Below are 22,635 nucleotides of genomic sequence, written 5' to 3'. Positions count from 1 at the left end.
TCTATAGGGTACATTTTATAGAGACATCCTTTTTTAATAAAATAGAATGAATTGTTTCATCCCACTATTTACGGGCAGCCTGTAAATGCCCGATTGGTGAGGTTGATTAAAGTTTCATTTTATTGCATAAGAATTTTATAGTTATTGATTTTATGAAGTTTTTACGCATAATTGTAACTAAGGGAGATGATTCCAAGTTGAGGAAAAAGAATATCAGTACAACAGTTTCAGGAGATATAATTGTTACCCATCTAGTTGGTACTATAAAAACAGATGATGTGTATGAATGGTTTAATGGTTTCGAACAGGTTTGTCAGCAATTCATTTCCGAGGGGCGGAAATACAAATTGTTGGTGGATAGAAAAGGGTACACGCCAAATCATTTTTCTGTTCAAAAAGTATGGAAAGAAAAGTTCTTCAATGAAACCATTTTGAACCAAAGTAAGGCAATTGCATTTCTCCTTGAAGAAGGTGAGATACTAAATTATTTACAACAATCTAATACGAAAGAATCTGTGAGATTTTTTGATGATTATGAACAAGCGCTAATTTGGTTGAATGAATATCCAATATAAAACCTATATTGAAGCAGTTGCTCTCAAGCAACTGTTTTTTATGTCCGTAATTGTTGACGTTGTTCCCAGGCTTCCAACACCATTATTTTTCTTCACAGATTCTTGTCCAATTGTTTGTCTGATCCTAAAAAACGAAACTAAAGCAAAAAGAACAAACGCCTCTAAAAACGTTTGTTCAAAGTTAATTACTATTTTAGCTGAGTGATAGATTACAATTTGTGAGTACGAGAAAGCTTTTTTATAAGTTTAGGAAGTATAGATGTTAGTTCCTTCTTCATACGCTTCGTAAACGATGGATCTTTACCTGAAGTTGAAATAGTGACAACATATTCATCATGTCGGATGACGCCAGGTGTGTGAAAAGATGATTCTGTACCATCACTTACAACGTTAACCCACTGGAAATCGTGGGCGGCCTGTTTGACCATCATATTTACAGCATGTTGATTTGTAGCTGCATAAATAAGGTGAGCATCTTTAATATCATCATTAGCAAAAGTTTTTTGCTTCCAAGTAACATAAGGAAGTTCTTTCATTTCCTCGCAAATCTCTGGGCTGATAACGGTGACAAAAGCGCCTGTATCTTTTAATCCGGACGCTTTTCGATATGCGATTTTACCTCCACCAATAATAACGACCACTTTTTTATTTAAATTAAGCATAAGAGGGTACATGTTATACATACACACATTCCTCCATTCGTCCTAACAATGTTAACTTCATATATGTATCAAACTGAAGACAGTTACAAGTCGTAACGTGCTTGTATTTTTTCGTATGCAACTTAATCTTTTGAAGCAACAGCCCGGTAAAGAGAAGATACGGCATGACATATACATGGGAGGCAGTCGATGTTATAGTCTTCAGCTCAGCAGTAAAAGAGGGCGTTCCTTTCGTTAAAAAGGAACACGATACTGGCATGCCCAGTTTTCGTTCGACAGCTGCTCCGATTTGTTGTAACTCATGTATCGGCTGTGGATCACTGCTACCTCGTCCTACGAGTAAAATACTACTACCTTGCATTGACATAGCTTCACGTATTCTTTTCACTACAAGTTCCACCATATGTGGATGCGTACTAAAAGGAGGTACAACTGAAAATGTGATTTGTGGATATTTCTTTTGTAGTTGCTCTATTTCAAAAGGAATATCACGTTTATAGTGAGCTGCTGCAAATAATAAAACAGGTACAATCATTATTTCAGTTACTCCCTCTAGTATCGTTTCTGTAACTGCATCCGAAATAGTAGGTGTCGATAGTTCTAGAAAAGCTATTTTTTGAATTCTTTCGTTTCGCTCTTTCATAACAGATTGAATAAATTGAATGAATTGTTCATTACCTTCTTGTAGCCGGCTCCCATGTCCAACATATACAATTCCTTTCATTGTCTCACCATGTCTTTCTTCATAAGAGTTTCTTGTAATTGATGATCTACGTTATGAAACCCAACTTTATTTGCATAGTGTAAAGTTGGAACGTCGGTATAAGAGAATGGGAGAGTAAGAATATTGATAAAGCCAAGGCGTTTTATTTCTGCTAGAAACGTATCAATAGAAGCACGGCCTTCAAATACAATGCTATCCCATGAGAATTCAGAAAGCATACGTGAATGAATTTCATCGAAGCGATGATCAATTGTGTACTCATGAGTCATCATATAGGAACCAGCACCAATTTTTTCTTGAATAACAGCAATTCGGTTAATGTTTCGGCCTAAATAAATAGTAGAATGAGAAGAAAACTGTGCAGGATTACTTAACAATCCATATTGCATAAGCTTTTCTTGAACAGAAAGGTTCATATATTGAAGTTCTGCTTGTAAGGAACGAATGTCTTTATGATGTTTACTACATGACTGCATCAAGATTTCTACACTTTCAGCTGAACAAAATACAAGGCGATCAGCGCTAAAAATCTCATCGATGTGCTCAGAGGTTAATGTGTATTCTTTCTTTTTGAAAGTTGGCATTTGATATGTTTCTGCACCGGATTCTTGCAATAGTTGTTTTATTGGGCTTTTTTTATTCGTTGCCGATGCGAATAAAACTCTCTTGCCATGCAATGGTTTGCGTTCTTTCCAAGCGATTTGATTACGTAAGGAAACGACATCACCAACAATTGTCATAGAAGGATTAGAAATATTTTCGTTTTTGACGATAGGAACAATGGTTGAAAGTGTTCCTGTGACAACGCGCTGTTTACCAGTTGTACCCCATTCAATGACTGCTACTGGCGTATCTTCTTTTTTTCCTGCTTGTAGTAAGTTTTCACAAATTGTAGGTAAGTTTTTTATACCCATGTAGTAGGCAATCGTGTCGCTATTGTGAGATGAATTATATTTTTCATGATCGGTTAAAGGACCTTTTGCATGTCCGGTTAATAAAGTGACACTATTACTGTAGTCACGGTGGGTGAGGGGAATACCTGCATAGCTACTAGCGGCGATGCTAGATGTAATACCTGGTACAATTTCATATGGAATATTTGCTGCTGCTAAAGTTTCTGCTTCTTCACCAACACGGCCAAAAATAGATGGATCTCCGCCCTTTAAGCGGACTACGATTTTTTCTTCTTTCGCAAATTGAAGGAGGTGTGCGTTAATCATTTCTTGACGCATAGTATGATTCTTTGGCATTTTTCCGCAATAAATAAGTTCACATGTTTCTTTTGTATAATTAAGAAAGGAAGGGTTTAATAAGCGGTCATATAAGACGATATCTGCACGATTTAAGCACTCTATCGCTTTTTTTGTAATAAGCCCTTCATCACCTGGTCCTGCACCAACTAAATATACATATCCGTTCATATTCGCACCTCGTCTATTTTTATTTAAAAGGAAGCCAGGGGAGGCTTCCTATTGTAAATTACATGTATATATAAATATCCCCGTCAATAACTTCTACTTCATACGTTTGAATACAACCGTCATCAGGTTTTTGAACTTCACCTGTTAGTAGTGAAATTTTCCAATCATGTAGTGGACAAAAGACGAATTCTCCAGATACAATACCTTCCGCTAATGGTCCGTTTTTATGAGGGCACCGATTTTCTATAGCGCGAATATCGCCATTTGAAAGGCGGAATAGGGCGATAGACATACCTTTCATTTGCACTTCTTTACCGATTTGAATAGGAAGGTCTTCTGCACGCATAACTTTTATTGTTTCTTTCGTTTGTATCATATAGATCACAGCTCCTTATTTCACAGTTTCTACTTCATACATCGCTTTTAATGATTTCGTTTCTAGTGCTTGTCCCCATGCTTCCGTATAGGTGCTACGAGCTGTTTGGAAACGTTCATTTAGCGTAGTGACCATACTTGTATCTTGTAATATTTCTTTTATATGATCGAAGCCTAAACGTTCTGTCCAGTAGGCAGTACGCTCTCCGTAAATACCAGTTTCACGATAATATTGCATGTAAGCTGTAGCGATGCGAAGGACCTCGTCTTCAGTAGGGACAATCATTACAAAATCAGCTTCACGTACTTCCGTACCACCATTTCCACCGATATATAGTTGATATCCATTTTCGACACAAACAACACCAAAATCTTTCGTAAGTACTTCCGCACAGTTACGTGGACAACCGGTTACACCCATCTTCATTTTATGAGGTGTATCTACCATTTCTAATGATTGTTCAAGCAACATACCAAGTCCCAATGAATCTTTCGTACCGAAACGGCAGAAGCGAGAGCCAACACATGATTTTACATTACGAAGCGATTTTGAATACGCATATCCAGAAGTCATATTTAAGTCAGCCCATACATTAGGTAAATCTTGTTTCTTAACACCGTATAAGCCGATTCGGCTAGCTCCGGTAATTTTCACAAGAGGAACATCATACTTTTTCGCAACTTCAGCAATTTTTATTAAATCATCAGCTGTTGTAACGCCTCCGTACATACGTGGAATAACAGAGAATGTACCATCGTGCTGGATGTTACCATTCATTCTTTCATTAACGAAACGGGACGATTTATCATCTTCATATTCTTCTGGAATCGCCATACGTAAATAGTAGTTTAAAGCAGGACGACATTTCGAACAGCCATCTTCATGTGAAAAACCAAGAACATTTCGTACTTCTTTTGGTGATTTTAAGCCTTTCTCATGAATTGCGGCTACAACTTCATCGCGGGATAAAGTTGTACATCCACACATACCGGTAGACTGCGCAGAAACATCAAAAGCATCTCCAAGTGTATGAGATAATACTTGTTCCACAAGCGGACGACATTTACCACAAGATCCTGCGGCTTTCGTACAGCCTTTAACTTCTTCAAAAGTAGTTAATTCTTGTTCTAAAATGGCATGAACGATTGTACCTTTCGTAACACCATTACATCCGCAAATCGTGTCATCCGCACTCATAGTAGCAACGTTAAGTTCACTTTCTTCACCAGCTTTGTGAAGAAGGGAAGCTGCTGTATATTCTTGTATATCTTCTTCTTTTTTTAACATGCTAAAGAGGCGTGTGCCATCAGCAGTATCACCATATAAAACGATACCAACGACTTTATTGTCACGAATTAATACTTTTTTATAGGAACGTTTACATTCATCAAAGATTGATATTGCTTTCGTTTGATCATCTTCATAAATTTGACCAGCAGAGAATAAATCACAACCTGCAACTTTTAATTGCGTACCGACGATACTGCCCGTATATCCATCAGTTTGTAAATTCGTTATATGTTTTGCTAATATCACACCTTGTTCATAAAGAGGAGCAACAAGTCCATATGCAATACCGTCATGTTCCGCACATTCTCCAACTGCATAAATGGACTCATCATTTGTTAGCATAGAGTCATTGACTACAATACCGCGATTTACAATTAAACCAGCATCTTTTGCTATTTGAGTATTTGGGCGTATTCCGACAGCCATTACGATTAAATCACAATCTACAACTTCACCATCTTCAAATTGAATGCCCTCAACATGGTCTGTACCAAGAATCTTTACAGTTTTCTTTTCCATTAGAAATTTCATGCCTTGTGCTTCTAAATCTTCACGAAGGAGAGCGGCTGCTTTGGCATCTAGTTGTTGCTCCATTAAGCTAGGCATTAAATGAACAACATGTACGTCCATTCCTAAATCAATAAGCCCTCTTGCGGCTTCTAAACCAAGTAACCCACCGCCAATGACAACGGCCTTTTTCTTCTCTTTAGCAGTATTTATCATAAATTGTGTATCTTCAATTGTTCGAAATCCTGTTACACCAGGGAGGGTGGAACCTTCAACAGGCAAAATAAAAGCACTAGAACCTGTTGCGATAATAAGTTTGTCATATGTAAGAGTACGATTTTTTTCTGTGACAATGACTTTTTCTTCTCGGTCAATACTTTGAACTCTTTCGTTTGTATATAAAGTTATCTCATTCTCTTTGTACCAACTATATTCATTCATAATGATATCTTGCATATTTGTTTTGCCTTGTAAAACGTGGGAGAGCATAATGCGATTGTAGTTTGGATGCGGTTCATCTCCAAAAATAGTAATCTCATATGAATCACTATTATGTTTTAATATTTCTTCCATACAGCGTATTCCAGCCATACCATTTCCGATCATAATTAAATGTTTTTTCATTTTCATTTCCCCTTTTTCTGTGAAATGTTGAACAAAGGATTATATTTCTATTATAGAAAATCAAAAAAAGGGGAGATGTGATATTTATCACATTTTTATAATGATTCACAAATTGTTAAAATTCGAATTTATGTGAAGAGAGAAGTGAAAGGAATATGTGGTTATGTGGGTAGAAGGGTGAATATTTTTCATTCAATAAAAAAACAGGACATAAGTATTTATACTTATGTCCTGTCCATTCATGCTTGATTGGTGAGGCTGATTAAAGTTTTACTTGATTTATCCTCTCGTAATTGCACGCGGAAATAAAATGTTATTTTCTAAATGTATATGCTCAAATAAATCTGACTCTATAGCTTCAAGACGCTGATAAACAAGTCGATAAGTGCCGCAAGCTCCTTCAGGAGGAGTAAAGTCATTAGTAACTTTACGAAGCTCTTTAATAATGTTGCCTGCGTGGTTATGTTCATTTTCCAACTCATCTACTACTTTACGTAACTTCACATAGTTTTCTTCAGATGGATTTTGTTCAAATTCTAAAATTAATGGGAAATCTTCTGTTTCTTCTTTAATTAAATGTTGTTCTAGTTCCATCTTCAGTTCATGGAATAGTTTATGAATTTGAGCTAAGTGAGGCTGACTTGCCCCGTGGACGCGTAATACTTTCGTCACATACGGACTTAACTGTGGTAACTCTTCATTTAAATAGCGATGATGCTTATTTATAACATAATCAATCAATTCGCGATAAGAAGCATTTTTCCAATCAATTTCCGATTCGTTTAAGAGTTTCGTTTTATGATAAAGCGTATTTAACTCTGTAATTACTTCTGTTGCTGATAAATCTCTTTCATGAATTGCATCAATAAGTGGTTTATTGCCACCACAACAAAAATCTATTCTATATGATTTAAAAAGATCACTAGCTTTCGGGAATTGTGTAACAATCTCACCGACAATAGAAGTTTCAGTAAATGTATGTTTCATATGAACGCCTCCATAAAGTTTGAATGTAATAATTAAATTAAGAATAGCGATAAATGAAAACTAAAGAGGTGATTGAAATCACTTATAATGTGTCAGTTTTGAGAATAATAGTATGAAATTTATTTGAGAACACATTAAAAAAAGAGAAAGAGATATTAAATGTAAGACGTTACAGTAAAAAAAGAAGCTTTTACTAAGCTTCTTTTTTTATTACTATTATTCGCATGCAATTCCATCGCCATCACGATCAAGGTGAGAGCTATAACCTGGTTGCCCTTTATGTAAAGGAGCTTTCCCAGCTGCTCTAACTGCAGCACAATTTTTGTAGTATGCACTATTAGTATTACCATTAGCTGGTTGTGTTTGAGCTTGTTGTTTACGAGCCTGTTCATCAGCTAGACGTTTATGTTCTTCTTGTTGTTTCTGGGCTTGTTCATCAGCCTGGCGTTTTTGTTCTTCTTGTTGTTTCTGGACTTCTTCATCAGCTAGACGTTTATGTTCTTCTTGTTGTTTCTGGGCTTGCTCATCAGCTAGACGTTTATGTTCTTCTTGTTGTTTCTGGGCTTGTTCATCAGCTAGACGTTTATGTTCTTCTTGTTGCTTACGAGCTTGTTCATCGGCTTGGCGTTTCTCTTCTTCTTTCTTATGAGTTTCTTCATCGGCTAGACGTTTTTCCTCTTCTTTCTTACGAGCTTGCTCGTCAGCTTCTTTCTTTTCCAGCTCTTTTTTCTGTTCACTATCTTTTTGTTCTTCATTGCTAGATGCCACTTTTTTACTAGTTGCTGTCGTTTTTGCAGAAGAAGGAGCTGAAATACCTAATAGCGCAACAAAAATGACAAATAATACGGCTGTAATAATAAATTGTTTTTTTGCTACACCTGTTTTCTTAATAACAGATAATATTGCAAGTACGAGGAAGAATATAAATAGAATGAAACTTAAAATAGCAAAAAATTCGATGACTGGGTGTTCAGATGTTGTTGTACCGGTCACTATTAATATAATTGAAATCATAAAAAGAATAACGGTAGGACGACCATATTGTTTTGCTTTTCCATTTTTCTTAAAGAATGAAATGATACATAAGATTAAAAGAATAAAAGCAATAAAAAATAAAGCTGCACCAATATTACTCAAAATCGCCATTTTGATACCTCCATTTGTAAGATTTTCTCTATTGATTATAGAGGGATTTATTGGATATTACACGTTTTATATAAATTTAGAAAATTAATATTTTTACTAGACTTTTAAACATTTATTTGTATATAAAGAAAAATAGATATATTTCCTATTACTTTTTGAAAGAGATTTCATAAATTATAGTATATCGATTGAAAGGAGGAGATTTGAATGGAATTTCAATTGTTGGTAACTTGTATATTACAAGACGGTAATGCGTACTTTTTAGTAACGAAGGTAGACGATGTTATTACGTTAAAAGTACCGATTACTGCGGGAGTAGCAGGTTTATTTTTAGCTTTAGGTGTACCAAGATGTTCTTAATTTAAATCTCTATAGTAGAAGAGGAAGGGAGATGCCTTCCTCTTCTACTATTACATAATATAATTATGTAAACTTAAATGTCATATTTGTGATAGCACGTTTGAAATGGACATGCATATACTATAATGTTTCATTGGATGTTAGTGGTGAAAGGTAGTTTTAATAAGTGCATTCAGTGGTGTTTTTAAGCTATGAAAATAAAAGAGGTGCTATTATATATGAAAAGAAAAACATTTGATATTCCAGTTACATTGCGAAGAGAGTGGTTTTTACTAGAGTTAGCTCATTTAACAAAAAAATATGGAATTGAGATTGCAACTAGTAAAATGGAAACTGCACCGTTTTTAAGAGATCAAGTTACGGAATCAAAGATAGGGGAAGGGCTACAATACGATAAATATGATGATGAATATATAATTGAAAATTAAAGGGTAACAACAAAATATAAAATAAAGCAGATTCTAAATATAGAATCTGCTTTATTATGAAATACTTCTGTCAACTAGCCTCTTTCTAGTGTTTTTCCTACATATTTCTCTTGCGTTATTCCAAATGATTCACGAAGAATGCGAGCATAATCTTTAGATTCTATTGGTCGTTTATTTTTGGTGCCTTTAAAGGTTTCTGTATAATTTTTATTTGTTAATGATATGTGACCATAAGCAGTTAATTTACAAGTGATAGCTCCTTTATTGAAAGGAGATTCTTTATGCTCTACAATCACTTTTTGAATGTTATTCACTTTTTTCTCATCTATTGGATCTACAGTGAAAGCATAGCCTATTTTCCATTCATTTGAAGGTTCAGATTGTAAGAAACTTGTAGATTCCCCGTTAGCTCCTTTTCTCATTTCTAAAATATGCGTACCTTTTCGAGTATTTCGTTTATGAATTCGATATTCTCCCGTTTGAGAAGAGATGACTTCTCCGTTAAAAGGGACTGGATGTAAAGGAAGATGAGATGCAAAACCTGCATCCACAACATAATCTTTATTATCATGACTTAATATGATAATGACATGACCATCATCGGGTTTCCATTTATTATCGTAAAGATCATAAACAGTACCGGCTACTTTGTATACTTGAAACCCACAATCAATTAAAAAATAATACAATAAGGAGTTTAATTCATAACAAAGTCCGCCTCGTTTTTGAATAAGTAACTTTTCTATTAAGTTATCTTTTGAGATGTTTTTAATAGTACCAGCCATAATATCGAGATTTTCATAGGGGAGAATCATTCCCATTTTTAAGAGAATTTCATCTAAATCATCAAATGTTATTTCTTTTGCAGGAATTTTTAATCGTTTAAAAAACTCCTTTTGTAAATTGGTCATCATAAAGCATTCTCCTTTCTTTTTACAGAATTTTCTTCTGCTCACCGATAGGTTAGTACTTTTAAAAAGTTAATTCAAGTGTGCGGAAATTATCATAATATATGTTTCTGGAAATATGAGTGTTTATTAAGAAGATTCAGTTTAATTTTTAATGGTTAGAAAGTCTTGTAATGTAAGTTTTTTTGATTTGGTTTTTCTGTAATTAAAAGAAAGTGCACATTTTTATTATGTTTTTTAATAATTTACTAGTGAGAAAATGTTTTTCTGATAAAATTTTTTCAAGATTTGTATGCTTTATATAAACAATAATGATTAAAAAAACATCTGGATGTAGCGTAGTTAACAATTATTGAGAAACTTTTTTGTCGTATTCTATCAAAAGGAAGAGGGAGAAACAAAGAGAATAACGAGAGTTAAGGAAGAGGGTGCACTACTAGTAACCTTCTGAAAATAGGGCTAACATCTTTTAAAAATAAAAGATTGGCTATTATTAAGGAAGGGAAAATATAAAATATTATAAAGAACGCCTTCTTTCAAAAAAATAGGGGGAGTAACATGCGACTGATGAGAAGATGTGTTGCCTTACTAATTGTATTTTTTATCATGGCTCCAACGATTAGCACAAATGTACAGGCAGAAGTTATAAAAGAGCTTAAAACGGGATTTCCAGATAAAGAAGTATTCACACCTGGAGAATGGTTTTTAGGCCAAAAACCTGCTAATTATGATGAGAATAAACCACCAATTCTCTTTGTACAAGGAAGAAATGGTAATGCGGATAGTTGGTATGGAAAGACAGTATATCATGATATAAATGATATGTATGATTATGCTTTGAAAGCAGGCTATCAAACAGTATTTATACAATTATATGATGCTGCGGGGAAAGGATCGGCTAGTCAGTGGGATAACGGAAAATTATTAGCACAAAAACTTGAAGAAATATATAATCATTTCGGTAAAAAAGTTAATATTGTAGCGCATAGTAAAGGTGGTATTGATACACAAGCGGCATTAGTTGAATATGGTGCGAATCGATTTGTTGGAAATGTTATTACACTTGCTACACCGCATCACGGATCAAATTTAGCAGATTTGTCATATAGTTGGTGGGCAGGATGGCTTGCTTCTATATTAGGTCAAAAAGATGATGGTACGTACTCGTTGCAAATAGGTGAAATGGCAAAGTTTCGTTCAACGATAGATAATAAACCAGCAGCTAAATTAAATCGTTACTATACGGCTACTGGGACTAGCTGGGGGCCAACATTTTCTGCATTATCTATGGGCGGTTTATATTTATCATCGTACGGTTCTAATGATGGACTAGTAAATGAATGGAGCGCTAAGTTGCCGTATGGTACACATTTATTTACAGATTCCAGATTTGATCATGACAATATAAGAAAAGGATCAGCTGTTTTCGCACGAATTGAACCATATTTACGTGCGACAAATGTCGGATTACCAGCTTTAGTAGCATCCAGCACTAGTTCAAATGAAAATCTAGAACAATTAAATACAACTTCAAATCAAAATATTTTAGGAGGCGAATTACCACAAAATCAGTGGATAGAGCAAAGTATTGCTGTTGATATAAAGGCTGAAGGAACCGCTTCTATATTAACGGCTTCTTCTGATGTAGAAGTACAATTAATATCTCCAAAAGGAAAATTGTATACAAATAAAGATAGTGCTATAACTACTGGTGAAGGTGAATCTTTCTTTAATGGGGCGACAATTAGAACATTTAAGTTTGATAAATTGGAAGTAGGCGAATGGAAAGTTAAAATGATGGCGAAGCAGTCGAAAGATGCATATTTAATCGTAAGCGATTACAAGAATGATGCGCCATTCATTCTTCAAATGCCAACAAAGGTTAAAGTAAATAAGCCAGAATATAAACTTAAAAAATCACCTGCAGCACCAGAAATAAAAGGGGATCTTTCAGTAACAGTAAGAGTCGTTAATAAAGAAGGAAAGTTAGTATCTGAATTTAATGAATCAAAAAATATTAATACAAATACATTTACAGGTGCTTTAAAGGACATTAAGCAACCAGGAGTATATAACGTTACGATGGATATAAAAGGGATGAATAAAGAAGGACAACCTTATAATCGTACAATTGTTAAGTCGGTTTATGTGGAGAAATAAGGCAGAATAAATAAGCATAATATAAAAGTGCAGAAATCTTGTGTTAGAAGGAATTCTGCACTTTTTTGTGTGAGGAGAGATAATAAAAGTCGAAGAAAACTGTTATTCAATAAAAAAAGATGCTGAAATAGCATCTGAATGTGAAGAAGTACTATTAACTTAGTTTTGTAACTGTTAATTCAACTGAATTTATGCCATTGTCACAAGTGGCAATACTTTGATGATTAAAACCACTATTATTTCTAAGCTGAAGAGTTGCATTAGTGGGCACTGTAACAATCGTTTCGCCAACGAGTTGAAGACATTCGTTATTTGATGAAGTATTCATTTGAAAAGCGAAGTCACCCTGACTATTAGCAAGTGGATTGTTATTTAAAAATATAGATATGACTGGAATATGTGGAAATACAGGGTTTACAGTAGTATTGATACTTGAAATGAAAGAAACTCTATAATCACCAGATTGACTAAATTGTATAGTAGTAGGATTTAGTAAAGAAACTCCTCCTGCTAAAGGTCCGACGTGATTAAATGGAAAAGAATCGCCAAAAGGAACAGTTATAAATTCAGTTTGCCAAAAAGTTCCGTATGCGGGACAGCTTCGTTTTTGTGAACGGTCACATGAACATTTTTTATTGGAACTGGAAGAAGATTTGCATGAGCATTTTTTATATGAGTTTGAAGAATGATAGTATGAACCCAATATATTACCTCCTATTCTTAATAAATTTAAAACACATAGTAGTTTATGAAAATGAATCATAATTGGCGTGTATGCTTGTACTATAAAAGGAAATAGATTTGGAATATAAAGTGCTCAAATGATGAAATGTAGTATTTGGGTAGTATCTGTAACACTTTTTAAAGATGATAAGGTTCATAATGTGATAGAAAAACGAATGGAATTTCTAAATAGATTGAAGTAACGAGGAAACGTTTAGTATATTAATTTCGTCTAATAAAACAGCAATATTACCTGTAGCTGCATGGATGTTATTGTTTGATGAATTTCTAACATTTAAACAACTTTATATTAGAGTTTTTAGTCAATATTTTTTATTTACGTAGCTGTGCAGGAAGAAGTCAGAAAATATCGAATAAATGTACATATGAAGCATCGTTTGTTTTTGGTGTGAATAGTAATTAAAGATACGCTAAAATATTTTAAATTGTAACGAAAGAGAGATTAAATAATAGAAGGAGCAACTTACATGGAAAATATATTAAAGGTATCTTCAAAATCAAGCCCAAATTCAGTCGCGGGTGCAATAGCAGGTGTACTAAGAACAAGTGGTAATGTGGAAATTCAAGCGATTGGGGCTGGGGCTTTAAATCAAGCGATTAAAGCAATTGCGATTGCAAGAGGATTCGTCGCTCCAAGTGGTGTTGACTTAGCTTTTGTTCCAGCATTTCAAGAAATTTCTATCAATAATGAAGAAAGAACAGCGATTAAATTAATTATAGGCCCTAGAAGGAAAAGGTCTTAGTAGAAGAGAGTGTTACTATAAGGGGAAAAGGCAAATAGACTTCCCAGGTCAGATACGTTATTTCATGCGACCGATTCTTGAGTGTGGACACGGCATTATACCGGACGCATGTCTGTTAATTTCTCCTTAAATTTATCGGGTGTTCTAGATACTTAAAAATGCCAAATCCCTTATATCACAAAGGATTTGGCATTTTTGATGTTTTTAAAAATAAACAATTTATAACTGCTCCCATCAGTAATATTATTCCAAAAGTACTATTTTTCAAACTCGTCTAGTGCTCTTGCTGAAATTTTGACTTTAGAAAATGCACTATTATTATTTCTAAATACAATCTGGTACTTACCATCAGGAAGCCAATCAGTCCTAAATTCATTATTAGTTTGTTGTCCAGGTGTTAACTTTCCGTTTGATAACAATCCACCTTTAGAATTATATAAATCATAACTGAAAGTTTTATTAAAAATATTTTTCAGGAAAACTCTAAGATCCTTCCCGCCTTCATGGTGAAATTTGAAAATTCCTGAACCGTAAAAAGCGAACTTTTCATTAGCCTCAAAAGCATATAGAATTAGTGGAAGTTGTACTGGATTAGACTGATTGCTTGTAGGACTTCCCTTTGTTTCTTCGGTTGCCGCGAAGGTTGAAGTTTGACTTAATCCGATAAGAGATGCAGCAACTACAGGGATAACTAAGAATTTTTTCAAGATAAACACTCCTTATAGTTTTAATTGAGATTAGTTTTCAAACACGTTATAACCAATTAAGATGAATAAATTAATAGATAAATATTATATGTTATAAAGGTAATCAATAATTTACTAATAACCCAACATATCAACTCTTCTAAATGGTAAAATAGGGAAAAAGATGATTCGAAATAATGCCTTTAGAAAACTCTATTTATTACATATGGGTTGCCGAAAAAAAGATGAAAGAGAAAAGAAAAAAGTAAGGGAGGGGAATAAGTGAAATATATTAATGGATTGTACATATCACTTATATTGATGATGTTTATTAATTTACTCAATATTACAATGTTTGATAATGAATATTCAGGGATAGCAATGTATCTTTCTTCCGTTATATTCATAATTGGGAGTGCATTTTTCGGAAGTGCAAAACGGCTTAAAATTAGTGAGAAAAAATAAAACAAAAAGCAACTTTCAATAACGATAATTATGTAAATAAGCTAGCCACATAGGCAGCTTATTTTATTTTCCACATAGCATAGGTTTTTTCCGAAATGCTGGTGGTATCCCTTTTGAGTTACTCATAAATTTCGTACTGTGTAACTCAAAAGGGAAAGTTAAATGAAATCACTGATAGCAAGGGATTCAGTGGAGGGGGCAGTTACACACAATATAAGATATGGGTAAGTCAATTATTTATATGTTAATATTGTGCTATAAACAAGAAAGTGGTGGTTGTGATGAGGGAAAGATGTCCGGTGTGTCAAAACTCTATTGAGGAACCCCAATTAGTAGGAGTGGGAGGGGGACGTGCAGAGCAATATAAATGTGAGAATTGTGGTACATTCTCCATTATTGAAGAAGCGAGAATCGAATTAAATGTAGAGCAGAAGAGAAAACTCTCTGCAATTTTAAGAAAGAGAAACATTAGAGGGATGGGAAAAATAATGATTTTTCTTAATCGACCAGATGAAAGTCTTTCAGAATTTCCGTATCCTATTTATCTTTTAGCGGATTTATTAAATGAATATCCAGATAGTGCTTCTGATAGATTGGATGAGTCATTAATAAACTTAGCTAAATTGTCAAAATTTCCAGGTGACCCATTATATATTCGTGAATCAGATAAATCTCTATTTTTTGTACAAAGTGTTCATTTGTTGGAAATGAAATATATAGCGAACCAATTATTTCAGGACGAATTGATTGAGATATCTAAGCTATCGGCAGCAGATTTCCCTGCACATATTACAGTAACAGCAAAAGGGTGGAATCGTATTGCAGAATTAGAAAAGGGAAGAGAAGCGGATACTAAGCAGGTGTTTGTTGCTATGTCGTTTAGTCCAAAAATGGATAGTCCATATAAGAATGCAATTGCAATGGCTGTAAAAGAAGCAGGTTATGAGCCTATTCGAATTGATAAAGTGGAGCACAATAACAAAATTGATGATGAAATTATAGTTAAAATAAGACAAAGTAAATTTGTAATTGCAGATTTTACTGAACATGGAGGTGGCGTCTATTTTGAAGTCGGCTATGCAATGGGACTAGGTAAACCTGTAATATGGACTTGCAGGGAGAATGACTTAGCAAATCTGCATTTTGATACTAGACAATATAGCCATATTCTTTGGAAAGATGAGAGGGAATTAAAAGAGTCATTACTTAATAGAATAAGAGCTACAATAAATTAAAAAGGGTGGCAGAGTCGTGATCGCTTTTTGGCAGTAAATGTGCCGGTCGTTTTGGCGTTAAGATGATATATTTATATTGTGAAAGTGGAGGAAACACAGCTCATAAAGATTCCTGTATAATTTATATGTTGTTTAAACGGTTTCATAATGAAGGCACATAAAATCAGAAACCAGCAGATGGTACTAATTGAATGTTGCCTTTAATAAGAGGAGCTTTTGCTCTTATTCCAGTTTCTTAATAACGTTGGCATAGGTGGATGTAACAACATTAGGTAGTGGGAAGAAGAATAAAACTTCATGTACTGTATGTACAAAAGTAAAGAAAATAAAAGNNCTTTTATTTTCTTTACTTTTTTCTATTGCCGATTTTGTGCCTGTAGGTAACTTACTGAAGAGAGATGCAATTTTGTTTTTCTTAGTTATTTGTTCTTTAATAATGAAGTTAATTAATTCAAATAGGGATAGAGATGTTTCGATATCATCTGAAAGGTCTAATTCACCAGGATGAACAGCATTATTTCCAATTACTCTTAAAGTGTCCAAAGCTTGTTGTACTTTTGAAGCGAACCCTTTTTCTCTAAGCTCAAACATTATTTTTTATAAACAAAGTTTTTTTAAAAGTTTTATTTAATAAAAAATAAACACCCCTAAAACTGTTCATTCTTCTCCCAAGATTCAACGATATAATGAGCAATCGTCGGATTGAAGCCTTTACCAACTAAAAACATAATCGCAGCAACTTCTGTTAATGCGTGTTCGTGTGATGTATGTTTTGCTTCATTTAAACCGTAATCTACCCATGGTTTTACGAAATCTAGTACGGGTTTCTTGAACGGTAAAAACTGTGTACCGACAACTTGTTGAATTTGTTGTTGTGTTGGTTCTGTAATTGGTCCAGGTGGTAAGATTTGTGGTTGTGTAATGTCTAACGTTGGTCCAGGCGGTAAAATTTGTGGCTGTGTTGGATCTATTGTTGGTGGCTTAGGTGGTGAGACACGTGCGTCGTAGTTTGGTTGATACATTTGTTGTTGGTATTGCGGTTGTTGTGGTTGAGTTGGGTATGGGTTTTGTTGGTATTGTTGTTCTTGATTTTGTGGTGCTGCATATGGATTTTGCTGAAATTGTTGTTCTTGATTTTGTGGTGCTACATATGGATTTTGTTGAAATTGTTGCTCTTGAGTTTGCGGTACTGCATATGGATTTTGTTGAAATTGTTGTTCTTGATTTTGTGATTCTGCATATGGATTTTTAGGATATTCAAAATTTGGACGTGTATCATAAGGGTTTTGAGGGTATTCAGGTCCTTGATTTTGTGGTATTGCGTATGGATTTTGTTCATATTGTTGTTCTTGCTGTTGTAACTCTTGTTCTTCATATTGTTCTGTATGTCTTTGTTCTTGTTGCTGAGGGTAAAATGGTTGTTGTGGATAAGGCGGTTGATTATTATAGAACATGTTTATTCCTCCTTCATAATGATGCCTACCACCTAGTGTATGGGCAGACAAGAAAATATGTGATGAAAAAATGCGGGCGTGTTACAATAAGTAACTGGGTGAAGATAAAATGACAAAACAAGAAAAAATCCAAAAAACAATTACTTTTGTAAAACATATTTTAGAAAAAGATGCGAGTGGGCATGATTGGTATCATATTGAGCGTGTACATAAACTGGCGATTTCTTTATCTGAGCAAGAAGGTGGAAATCGTTTTATAATTGAAATGGCAGCATTACTTCACGATGTGGCAGATGAAAAGCTAAATGAAAGTGAAGAAGCAGGAATGAAAAAAGTTTCTGATTGGTTAGAAGAGCTACGTGTTGAAGAAGAGGAAAGTAAACATATTCTTCATATCATCGCCAATATGTCTTATAAAGGTGGCCATGGCGGCATAGTAGAGTCACTTGAAGGGAAAATTGTTCAAGATGCGGATCGTTTAGATGCTCTTGGTGCAATTGGAATTGCTCGTACATTTGCATATGGTGGAGCGAAAGGGAGATTAATGTATGACCCAACTATTCCGCCGCGTGAAGAAATGACGAAAGAAGAGTATAGAAAAAATAATGATCCATCTTTAAATCATTTTTATGAAAAACTTTTAAAATTAAAAGATTTAATGAATACGAATGCAGCAAAACAAGAGGCTGAAGTTCGTCATCATTATATGGAACAGTTTATTGAACAATTTATGAAAGAGTGGAATGCACAAATATGAAAATGTTAACTGTGGAGAACTTATCGAAATCATACGGAGAAAAGCCGTTATTTGATGGATTATCATGTAGTATTACAGAAGGACAACGTGTCGGAATTATAGGTGTAAACGGTACTGGTAAATCGACATTATTAAAAATTATTGCAGGATTAGAAATTCCTGATACAGGTGATATGACGCATTCACGTGGGTATACAATTAGTTACTTATCACAGCAACCAGAGTTTGATGAAAAACTAACAGTATTAGAGCAAGTGTTCCATGGTGATACACCTTTAATTCGTCTTCTTCGTGATTATGAAAAATCACTATTAAATATTGAAAAAGATCCAAGTAATGAAAAAGTACAGGAACAATTATTTGCAGTGCAGCAACGTATGGATGCAATGAGTGCATGGGAAGCAAATGCAAATGCGAAATCTCTTCTAACGAAATTAGGAATTACAGATTTCACTGCAATTGTTGGGAATTTATCTGGTGGACAGAAAAAACGTATCGCAATGGCACAATGTTTTATTGAAACACCTGATTTATTAATTTTAGACGAGCCTACGAACCACCTTGACCATGAGACAGTTGAATGGTTAGAAGAATATTTAGCAAGATATACAGGTGCTGTATTACTTGTAACCCATGATCGTTATTTCTTAGATCGTGTAACGAATCGTATTTTCGAATTAGATAATGGAAAGCTATATAGTTATGAAGGAAACTATAGCACGTTTTTAGAAGCGAAAGCTTTGCGTGAGGAGCAAGAAATTGCGCAAGAATCAAAACGTCAAAACTTATATCGTCGTGAACTAGCGTGGATCCGCCGTGGTGCAAAAGCCCGTTCTACGAAACAAAAGGCGCGTATTCAGCGTTTTGATGAGCTAAAGGGACAAGAAGGACCAGCTGCAAAACAGTCAGTTGATATTGCGCTAAGTGGAAGTCGTCTAGGAAAGAAAGTACTTGAGTTAAAAGATGTAACGAAAAAATTTGGCGATAAGACGGTATTACATAATTTTAATTATATTGTAAAACCAGGTGATCGTATTGGAATTATTGGGGCGAATGGAAGCGGGAAATCTTCTCTATTAAATATGCTTGCAGGCAAGTTATCTCCTGATAGTGGTGAAGTTGAAGTAGGACAAACTGTAAAAGTTGCTTATTATACGCAAGAAAATGAAGAAATGAATTTAAATCAGCGTATGATTGAATATATTAAAGAGATTGCAGAAGTTATTCATACAACAGATGGAAAAGTAATTGGTGCATCTCAAATGTTAGAACGTTTCTTATTCCCGACGCATTCACATGGTACACCTCTTGGTAAACTATCTGGTGGTGAAAGAAGACGATTATATTTATTGCGTATTTTAATGGGAGAACCAAACGTACTTTTACTTGATGAACCTACGAATGATCTAGATACACAAACATTAACAGTACTAGAAGATTATTTAGAAGATTTCCCAGGTGTCGTTTTAACTGTATCGCATGACCGTTACTTCTTAGATAAAGTAGTAGATGAACTGTTCATCTTTACTGGAGGAGGCGAAGTGCGTGAGTTCCTAGGTAGTTATACAGATTATTTAGAAATGGAAAAAACGAGAGAACTTATGGAGAAAGCGGAAGTTCAAAAAGAGAAAAAGGTAGTAGAAGAAGCTCCAAAACCACAACGTAAACGTAAACTTTCATACAATGAGCAGCGTGAATGGGAAACGATTGAAGATACAATTGCCGAACTTGAAGAGAAAATTGAGTCAATTGGAGAAGAACTTGCGAAAGTTGGATCTGACTTCACAAAGGCACAAGAATTATCTGAAGCACAGCAAAAAACAGAAGAAGAGTTAGAAAAAACGATGGAAAGATGGAGTGAACTATCCGATATTGTTGAAGGATTAAAATAAAAACAAGCTGCATATATTGAAAAGTAAAGAGAAAAACTTTACACTATTGGTAGAACCTATTTTAGGAGGGAAAAAATGAGAACATCTAATCCAATGTTGAAAAAAGAGGCATTCCGTAAAGAGGGAGCAAGCGCTTCTGCGATGACGATTGGCGGAACAGTGGGCAAAACGTTCATTATGCTTATCTTGCTACTTGCAACGTCTGTCTATTCATACATACAGATGATGCAGGGTACGATGAAAATGCCGGTGTTAATTGGTGCATTAGTAATTGCAGCAATCATCGCATTTGCGTCTATGTTCTTCCCGCGTATTTCACCTTTTGGTGCGCCAATCTATGCAGCAGTAGAAGGGGTTGTGTTAGGAAGTATTTCAGCAGTTTATACAATGAAGTTTGGCGATTCTATCGTTTTAAATGCTGTATTACTAACAATCTCAATTCTATTTGCAATGTTAGTGTTATATGCAACACGCGTAGTAAAAGTAACGGATAAATTCCGTACAGGCGTTATGGCAGCAACACTTGGAATTATGGTTATGTATTTAGTCGTATTCCTACTAAACATGTTTGGTGTTACTGTTCCATACATTCACCAAGGTGGTACAATCGGTATTATTATTAGTGCAGTTGTTATTGTAGTTGCTGCATTAAACTTATTACTAGATTTCGATTTAATCGAAAATGGTGTACGTAGTCAAGCTCCGAAATATATGGAGTGGTATACTGCGATGGGACTAATGCTTACATTAGTATGGTTATACTTAGAAATTCTTCGTTTCGTTTCTTACTTTACGAAAAATGACTAATAAAAAAATCCTGCATGAAAAATGCAGGATTTTTTTATTTTCAAAGATATATCGAATGCATGGTATAATATGGATGTTAGCAAATTGGATTGAAGGAGATGGAATATGATGAAAGAGAAGAAGGGGATTATGAAAAAACTATTTTCTAAAAGTTTTTTCATAGAACTAGATGAAGCTTTAACGTATCCATCATCAAAAGTTATTACTTCAGCGATTGAAGGATATGCAACTGAATGCAATGAAAGACTAAACTTTGAGAGTAAAGTTAAACCGATTACTTTCTACTTAGAAAATGTAATGTACCGTGCTGAAATAAAGATGGCTCGCGGAGGATATTACATATCTTGTAGTGAAGTGTAATAAATTTTGAAACCATACATGTTTGAAATATGTATGGTTTCTTTTTTTTGTTTTGTAAGGTCTAAAATAATACTTTCTCCTTACGGATATATCATTTTGTGCTTTTTACCATTCAAACATTTTTCCTTACAATGGAGAAAAATATGTGAGGTGGTATAACTTATGATGAATCGAGTTGTATTAATCGGTAGATTGACAAAGGAGCCAGAATTATACTACACAAAACAAGGCGTCGCTTATGCACGAATATGTGTTGCGGTGAATAGAGGATTTCGAAATAGTTTAGGTGAACAACAAGTCGATTTTATTAATTGTGTCGTTTGGAGAAAATCGGCTGAGAATGTAACTGAATATTGTAAGAAGGGGTCACTTGTTGGGATTACAGGGCGTATTCAGACGAGTAATTACGATGACGAACAAGGAAAGAGAATATATAGAACTGAAGTTGTGATTGAGAGTATTACCTTTTTGGAGAGAAGGCGGGAGGGGGCATCGTAATAAAAGATGATTTTAAGTAATAGCTCCGGAAAAAATTGTGGAAAGTATTTTAATAAACTTAAAGAAGAGATACCGCCAGCTTTTTTGAAAAAATAAGTAAAGAGTATACAAAATTTTATAACGTTTTTTGGCTAATCCAGTAACAAACGAGAACCGTAAAACACATGCTAGGATAGTAATGTATAAAAAGATGAATTAAGTGATAGAAAATAAAAAAGGAGGATTCCTTACTCTCAGAAGGGATCCTCCTTTTTTTTGCTATTGATAAAAGGACGTTATGTTAACTTTACATGAATATGCTATACAATAGATAAAAAAAGAGATGGGGAGAACAATGAGTATAAACTATCCATTTAAGCCAAAATCAAATCGTTATTTAGTACCAGGGCAATTTTGGACTATTCCTTTAGATATCAGTAAATTTACATGTGGTAGAGTAATTGAAATAGATCCAAATAGTAGAAGGGGATTTTTAGCAGGTTTGATGGACTGGATTGGAGATAGCCCACCTATGGCTGAAAATTTAAAAGGTTGTAAAACGTTAATACAAATGGATGTTCACATTAAAACCATTCATGAAACAGCATTGGGTGGTTTTATAAGTGGCTATCGTTCATTAGAATTAGATGGAATTGAAACAGATTATTTCACTTCACAAATGGTTCATGATGAGAATTGTATGTTAATGAAAGGATATTCAGTACTTAGACAGGCGACCAAAGAAGAAGCAGATATGTATGATCAGTTTGGTTACGCAGGCTACATGATGATTAAATGTTACGCAGAAGATTTATTAACAAATAAATAACTTCCAATAACGATAATT

Annotated in this window: 24 protein-coding genes; 13 read left to right on the top strand and 11 right to left on the bottom strand. The window is 34.3% G+C overall.

Annotated elements, in window-relative coordinates; genetic code table 11:
- Positions 1–152 precede the first annotated feature (152 nt).
- Positions 153–575: an STAS/SEC14 domain-containing protein gene (locus tag COK05_RS03545; RefSeq protein WP_098611483.1), complete on the top strand. Its 423-nt coding sequence runs from the start codon at positions 153–155 to the stop codon at positions 573–575.
- Between the two features lie 209 nt (positions 576–784).
- On the opposite strand, the gene COK05_RS03540 is transcribed toward COK05_RS03545, so the two are convergent.
- From COK05_RS03540 to COK05_RS03510, 7 genes are all read right to left on the bottom strand, one after another.
- Complete coding sequence (locus COK05_RS03540; protein WP_098611482.1) at positions 785–1,258, bottom strand: precorrin-2 dehydrogenase; 474 nt, start codon at positions 1,256–1,258, stop codon at positions 785–787.
- A complete protein-coding gene (locus COK05_RS03535; protein ID WP_098611481.1) occupies positions 1,251–1,961 on the bottom strand; it encodes a sirohydrochlorin chelatase in 711 nt (236 codons plus the stop codon). Before COK05_RS03535 ends, COK05_RS03540 begins: the two co-directional genes overlap by 8 nt.
- On the bottom strand, positions 1,958–3,382 hold the full coding sequence (locus COK05_RS03530) for a uroporphyrin-III C-methyltransferase (protein ID WP_098611480.1): 1,425 nt from the start codon (positions 3,380–3,382) through the stop codon (positions 1,958–1,960). The genes COK05_RS03535 and COK05_RS03530 overlap by 4 nt, the downstream gene beginning before the upstream one ends.
- Positions 3,383–3,440: 58 nt before the next feature.
- The gene (gene nirD / locus COK05_RS03525; protein ID WP_098611479.1) at positions 3,441–3,758 is read right to left on the bottom strand and encodes a nitrite reductase small subunit NirD; all 318 of its coding nucleotides are present in this window, start codon (positions 3,756–3,758) and stop codon (positions 3,441–3,443) included.
- Positions 3,759–3,773: 15 nt separating this feature from the next.
- Positions 3,774–6,179 (bottom strand): NADPH-nitrite reductase large subunit, encoded by a 2,406-nt coding sequence (gene nirB / locus COK05_RS03520; protein ID WP_098611478.1) that lies wholly within the window; start codon positions 6,177–6,179, stop codon positions 3,774–3,776.
- A 279-nt stretch (positions 6,180–6,458) separates the two neighbouring features.
- A complete protein-coding gene (gene ric / locus COK05_RS03515; RefSeq protein WP_098611477.1) occupies positions 6,459–7,166 on the bottom strand; it encodes an iron-sulfur cluster repair di-iron protein in 708 nt (235 codons plus the stop codon).
- Between the two features lie 216 nt (positions 7,167–7,382).
- Positions 7,383–8,312: an excalibur calcium-binding domain-containing protein gene (locus tag COK05_RS03510; RefSeq protein WP_098611476.1), complete on the bottom strand. Its 930-nt coding sequence runs from the start codon at positions 8,310–8,312 to the stop codon at positions 7,383–7,385.
- A 207-nt stretch (positions 8,313–8,519) separates the two neighbouring features.
- Here COK05_RS03510 and exsG point away from each other — a divergent pair, with 207 nt between their 5' ends.
- Positions 8,520–8,672: an exosporium protein ExsG gene (gene exsG / locus COK05_RS03505; RefSeq protein WP_098611475.1), complete on the top strand. Its 153-nt coding sequence runs from the start codon at positions 8,520–8,522 to the stop codon at positions 8,670–8,672.
- Positions 8,673–8,890: 218 nt separating this feature from the next.
- Complete coding sequence (locus COK05_RS03500; protein ID WP_141538878.1) at positions 8,891–9,100, top strand: hypothetical protein; 210 nt, start codon at positions 8,891–8,893, stop codon at positions 9,098–9,100.
- A gap of 74 nt (positions 9,101–9,174) precedes the next feature.
- Here the strand turns inward: COK05_RS03500 and COK05_RS03495 are convergent, their stop codons facing one another.
- Positions 9,175–10,014: an arylamine N-acetyltransferase family protein gene (locus tag COK05_RS03495; RefSeq protein ID WP_098611473.1), complete on the bottom strand. Its 840-nt coding sequence runs from the start codon at positions 10,012–10,014 to the stop codon at positions 9,175–9,177.
- 552 nt (positions 10,015–10,566) lie between these two features.
- Here COK05_RS03495 and COK05_RS03490 point away from each other — a divergent pair.
- The gene (locus COK05_RS03490) at positions 10,567–12,168 is read left to right on the top strand and encodes an esterase/lipase family protein (RefSeq protein WP_098611472.1); all 1,602 of its coding nucleotides are present in this window, start codon (positions 10,567–10,569) and stop codon (positions 12,166–12,168) included.
- Between the two features lie 154 nt (positions 12,169–12,322).
- Here COK05_RS03490 and COK05_RS03485 read toward each other — a convergent pair whose 3' ends face one another.
- Complete coding sequence (locus COK05_RS03485) at positions 12,323–12,871, bottom strand: preprotein translocase (protein WP_141538877.1); 549 nt, start codon at positions 12,869–12,871, stop codon at positions 12,323–12,325.
- 508 nt (positions 12,872–13,379) lie between these two features.
- Between COK05_RS03485 and COK05_RS03480 the strand changes: the two genes are divergently transcribed.
- Entirely contained in the window at positions 13,380–13,655 is a 276-nt protein-coding gene (locus tag COK05_RS03480; protein WP_098611470.1) for a stage V sporulation protein S, read from the top strand.
- 257 nt (positions 13,656–13,912) lie between these two features.
- On the opposite strand, the gene COK05_RS03475 is transcribed toward COK05_RS03480, so the two are convergent.
- A complete protein-coding gene (locus tag COK05_RS03475; RefSeq protein ID WP_255290299.1) occupies positions 13,913–14,371 on the bottom strand; it encodes a hypothetical protein in 459 nt (152 codons plus the stop codon).
- Positions 14,372–14,623: 252 nt separating this feature from the next.
- Here COK05_RS03475 and COK05_RS03470 point away from each other — a divergent pair, with 252 nt between their 5' ends.
- Together COK05_RS03470 and COK05_RS03465 are read left to right on the top strand one after the other, a co-directional pair.
- Positions 14,624–14,806 carry a hypothetical protein gene (locus tag COK05_RS03470; RefSeq protein WP_098611468.1) on the top strand — a complete coding sequence of 61 codons (183 nt, stop codon included), beginning with the start codon at positions 14,624–14,626 and terminating at the stop codon, positions 14,804–14,806.
- A gap of 281 nt (positions 14,807–15,087) precedes the next feature.
- On the top strand, positions 15,088–16,041 hold the full coding sequence (locus tag COK05_RS03465) for a nucleoside 2-deoxyribosyltransferase (RefSeq protein ID WP_098611467.1): 954 nt from the start codon (positions 15,088–15,090) through the stop codon (positions 16,039–16,041).
- Positions 16,042–16,688: 647 nt separating this feature from the next.
- Here COK05_RS03465 and COK05_RS03455 read toward each other — a convergent pair.
- A complete protein-coding gene (locus tag COK05_RS03455; protein ID WP_098611465.1) occupies positions 16,689–17,495 on the bottom strand; it encodes a hypothetical protein in 807 nt (268 codons plus the stop codon).
- A 109-nt stretch (positions 17,496–17,604) separates the two neighbouring features.
- On the opposite strand from COK05_RS03455, the gene COK05_RS03450 reads away from it, so the two are divergent.
- From COK05_RS03450 to COK05_RS03425, 6 genes are all read left to right on the top strand, one after another.
- Complete coding sequence (locus tag COK05_RS03450; protein ID WP_098611464.1) at positions 17,605–18,252, top strand: HD domain-containing protein; 648 nt, start codon at positions 17,605–17,607, stop codon at positions 18,250–18,252.
- Positions 18,249–20,144 carry an ABC-F family ATP-binding cassette domain-containing protein gene (locus COK05_RS03445; protein ID WP_098611463.1) on the top strand — a complete coding sequence of 632 codons (1,896 nt, stop codon included), beginning with the start codon at positions 18,249–18,251 and terminating at the stop codon, positions 20,142–20,144. Before COK05_RS03450 ends, COK05_RS03445 begins: the two co-directional genes overlap by 4 nt.
- A gap of 75 nt (positions 20,145–20,219) precedes the next feature.
- Positions 20,220–20,951 carry a Bax inhibitor-1/YccA family protein gene (locus COK05_RS03440; protein WP_098611462.1) on the top strand — a complete coding sequence of 244 codons (732 nt, stop codon included), beginning with the start codon at positions 20,220–20,222 and terminating at the stop codon, positions 20,949–20,951.
- A 105-nt stretch (positions 20,952–21,056) separates the two neighbouring features.
- A complete protein-coding gene (locus COK05_RS03435) occupies positions 21,057–21,311 on the top strand; it encodes a DUF4318 domain-containing protein (protein ID WP_098611461.1) in 255 nt (84 codons plus the stop codon).
- A gap of 162 nt (positions 21,312–21,473) precedes the next feature.
- Positions 21,474–21,809 carry a single-stranded DNA-binding protein gene (locus COK05_RS03430; RefSeq protein ID WP_000982018.1) on the top strand — a complete coding sequence of 112 codons (336 nt, stop codon included), beginning with the start codon at positions 21,474–21,476 and terminating at the stop codon, positions 21,807–21,809.
- 334 nt (positions 21,810–22,143) lie between these two features.
- Positions 22,144–22,617: a hypothetical protein gene (locus tag COK05_RS03425; RefSeq protein ID WP_176539408.1), complete on the top strand. Its 474-nt coding sequence runs from the start codon at positions 22,144–22,146 to the stop codon at positions 22,615–22,617.
- The last annotated feature ends 18 nt before the right edge of the window (positions 22,618–22,635 follow it).

Origin of the sequence: Bacillus cereus (assembly GCF_002567495.1) — a bacterium.
Classification (GTDB): Bacteria; Bacillota; Bacilli; order Bacillales; family Bacillaceae_G; genus Bacillus_A; species Bacillus_A cereus_AQ.
Note: the sequence above shows the minus strand (reverse complement) of the source record. Positions and strands in the feature narration are given on the sequence as shown.

Excerpts from the sequence above, each read along its gene's own strand:
- COK05_RS03545 (WP_098611483.1), top strand. The coding sequence starts at position 153 with ATGAAGTTTTTACGCATAATTGTAACTAAGGGAGATGATTCCAAGTTG.
- COK05_RS03540 (WP_098611482.1), bottom strand. The coding sequence starts at position 1,258 with ATGTATAACATGTACCCTCTTATGCTTAATTTAAATAAAAAAGTGGTC.
- COK05_RS03535 (WP_098611481.1), bottom strand. The coding sequence starts at position 1,961 with ATGAAAGGAATTGTATATGTTGGACATGGGAGCCGGCTACAAGAAGGT.
- COK05_RS03530 (WP_098611480.1), bottom strand. The coding sequence starts at position 3,382 with ATGAACGGATATGTATATTTAGTTGGTGCAGGACCAGGTGATGAAGGG.
- nirD (WP_098611479.1), bottom strand. The coding sequence starts at position 3,758 with ATGATACAAACGAAAGAAACAATAAAAGTTATGCGTGCAGAAGACCTT.
- nirB (WP_098611478.1), bottom strand. The coding sequence starts at position 6,179 with ATGAAAAAACATTTAATTATGATCGGAAATGGTATGGCTGGAATACGC.
- ric (WP_098611477.1), bottom strand. The coding sequence starts at position 7,166 with ATGAAACATACATTTACTGAAACTTCTATTGTCGGTGAGATTGTTACA.
- COK05_RS03510 (WP_098611476.1), bottom strand. The coding sequence starts at position 8,312 with ATGGCGATTTTGAGTAATATTGGTGCAGCTTTATTTTTTATTGCTTTT.
- exsG (WP_098611475.1), top strand. The coding sequence starts at position 8,520 with ATGGAATTTCAATTGTTGGTAACTTGTATATTACAAGACGGTAATGCG.
- COK05_RS03500 (WP_141538878.1), top strand. The coding sequence starts at position 8,891 with ATGAAAAGAAAAACATTTGATATTCCAGTTACATTGCGAAGAGAGTGG.
- COK05_RS03495 (WP_098611473.1), bottom strand. The coding sequence starts at position 10,014 with ATGATGACCAATTTACAAAAGGAGTTTTTTAAACGATTAAAAATTCCT.
- COK05_RS03490 (WP_098611472.1), top strand. The coding sequence starts at position 10,567 with ATGCGACTGATGAGAAGATGTGTTGCCTTACTAATTGTATTTTTTATC.
- COK05_RS03480 (WP_098611470.1), top strand. The coding sequence starts at position 13,380 with ATGGAAAATATATTAAAGGTATCTTCAAAATCAAGCCCAAATTCAGTC.
- COK05_RS03465 (WP_098611467.1), top strand. The coding sequence starts at position 15,088 with ATGAGGGAAAGATGTCCGGTGTGTCAAAACTCTATTGAGGAACCCCAA.
- COK05_RS03455 (WP_098611465.1), bottom strand. The coding sequence starts at position 17,495 with ATGTTCTATAATAATCAACCGCCTTATCCACAACAACCATTTTACCCT.
- COK05_RS03450 (WP_098611464.1), top strand. The coding sequence starts at position 17,605 with ATGACAAAACAAGAAAAAATCCAAAAAACAATTACTTTTGTAAAACAT.
- COK05_RS03445 (WP_098611463.1), top strand. The coding sequence starts at position 18,249 with ATGAAAATGTTAACTGTGGAGAACTTATCGAAATCATACGGAGAAAAG.
- COK05_RS03440 (WP_098611462.1), top strand. The coding sequence starts at position 20,220 with ATGAGAACATCTAATCCAATGTTGAAAAAAGAGGCATTCCGTAAAGAG.
- COK05_RS03435 (WP_098611461.1), top strand. The coding sequence starts at position 21,057 with ATGATGAAAGAGAAGAAGGGGATTATGAAAAAACTATTTTCTAAAAGT.
- COK05_RS03430 (WP_000982018.1), top strand. The coding sequence starts at position 21,474 with ATGATGAATCGAGTTGTATTAATCGGTAGATTGACAAAGGAGCCAGAA.
- COK05_RS03425 (WP_176539408.1), top strand. The coding sequence starts at position 22,144 with ATGAGTATAAACTATCCATTTAAGCCAAAATCAAATCGTTATTTAGTA.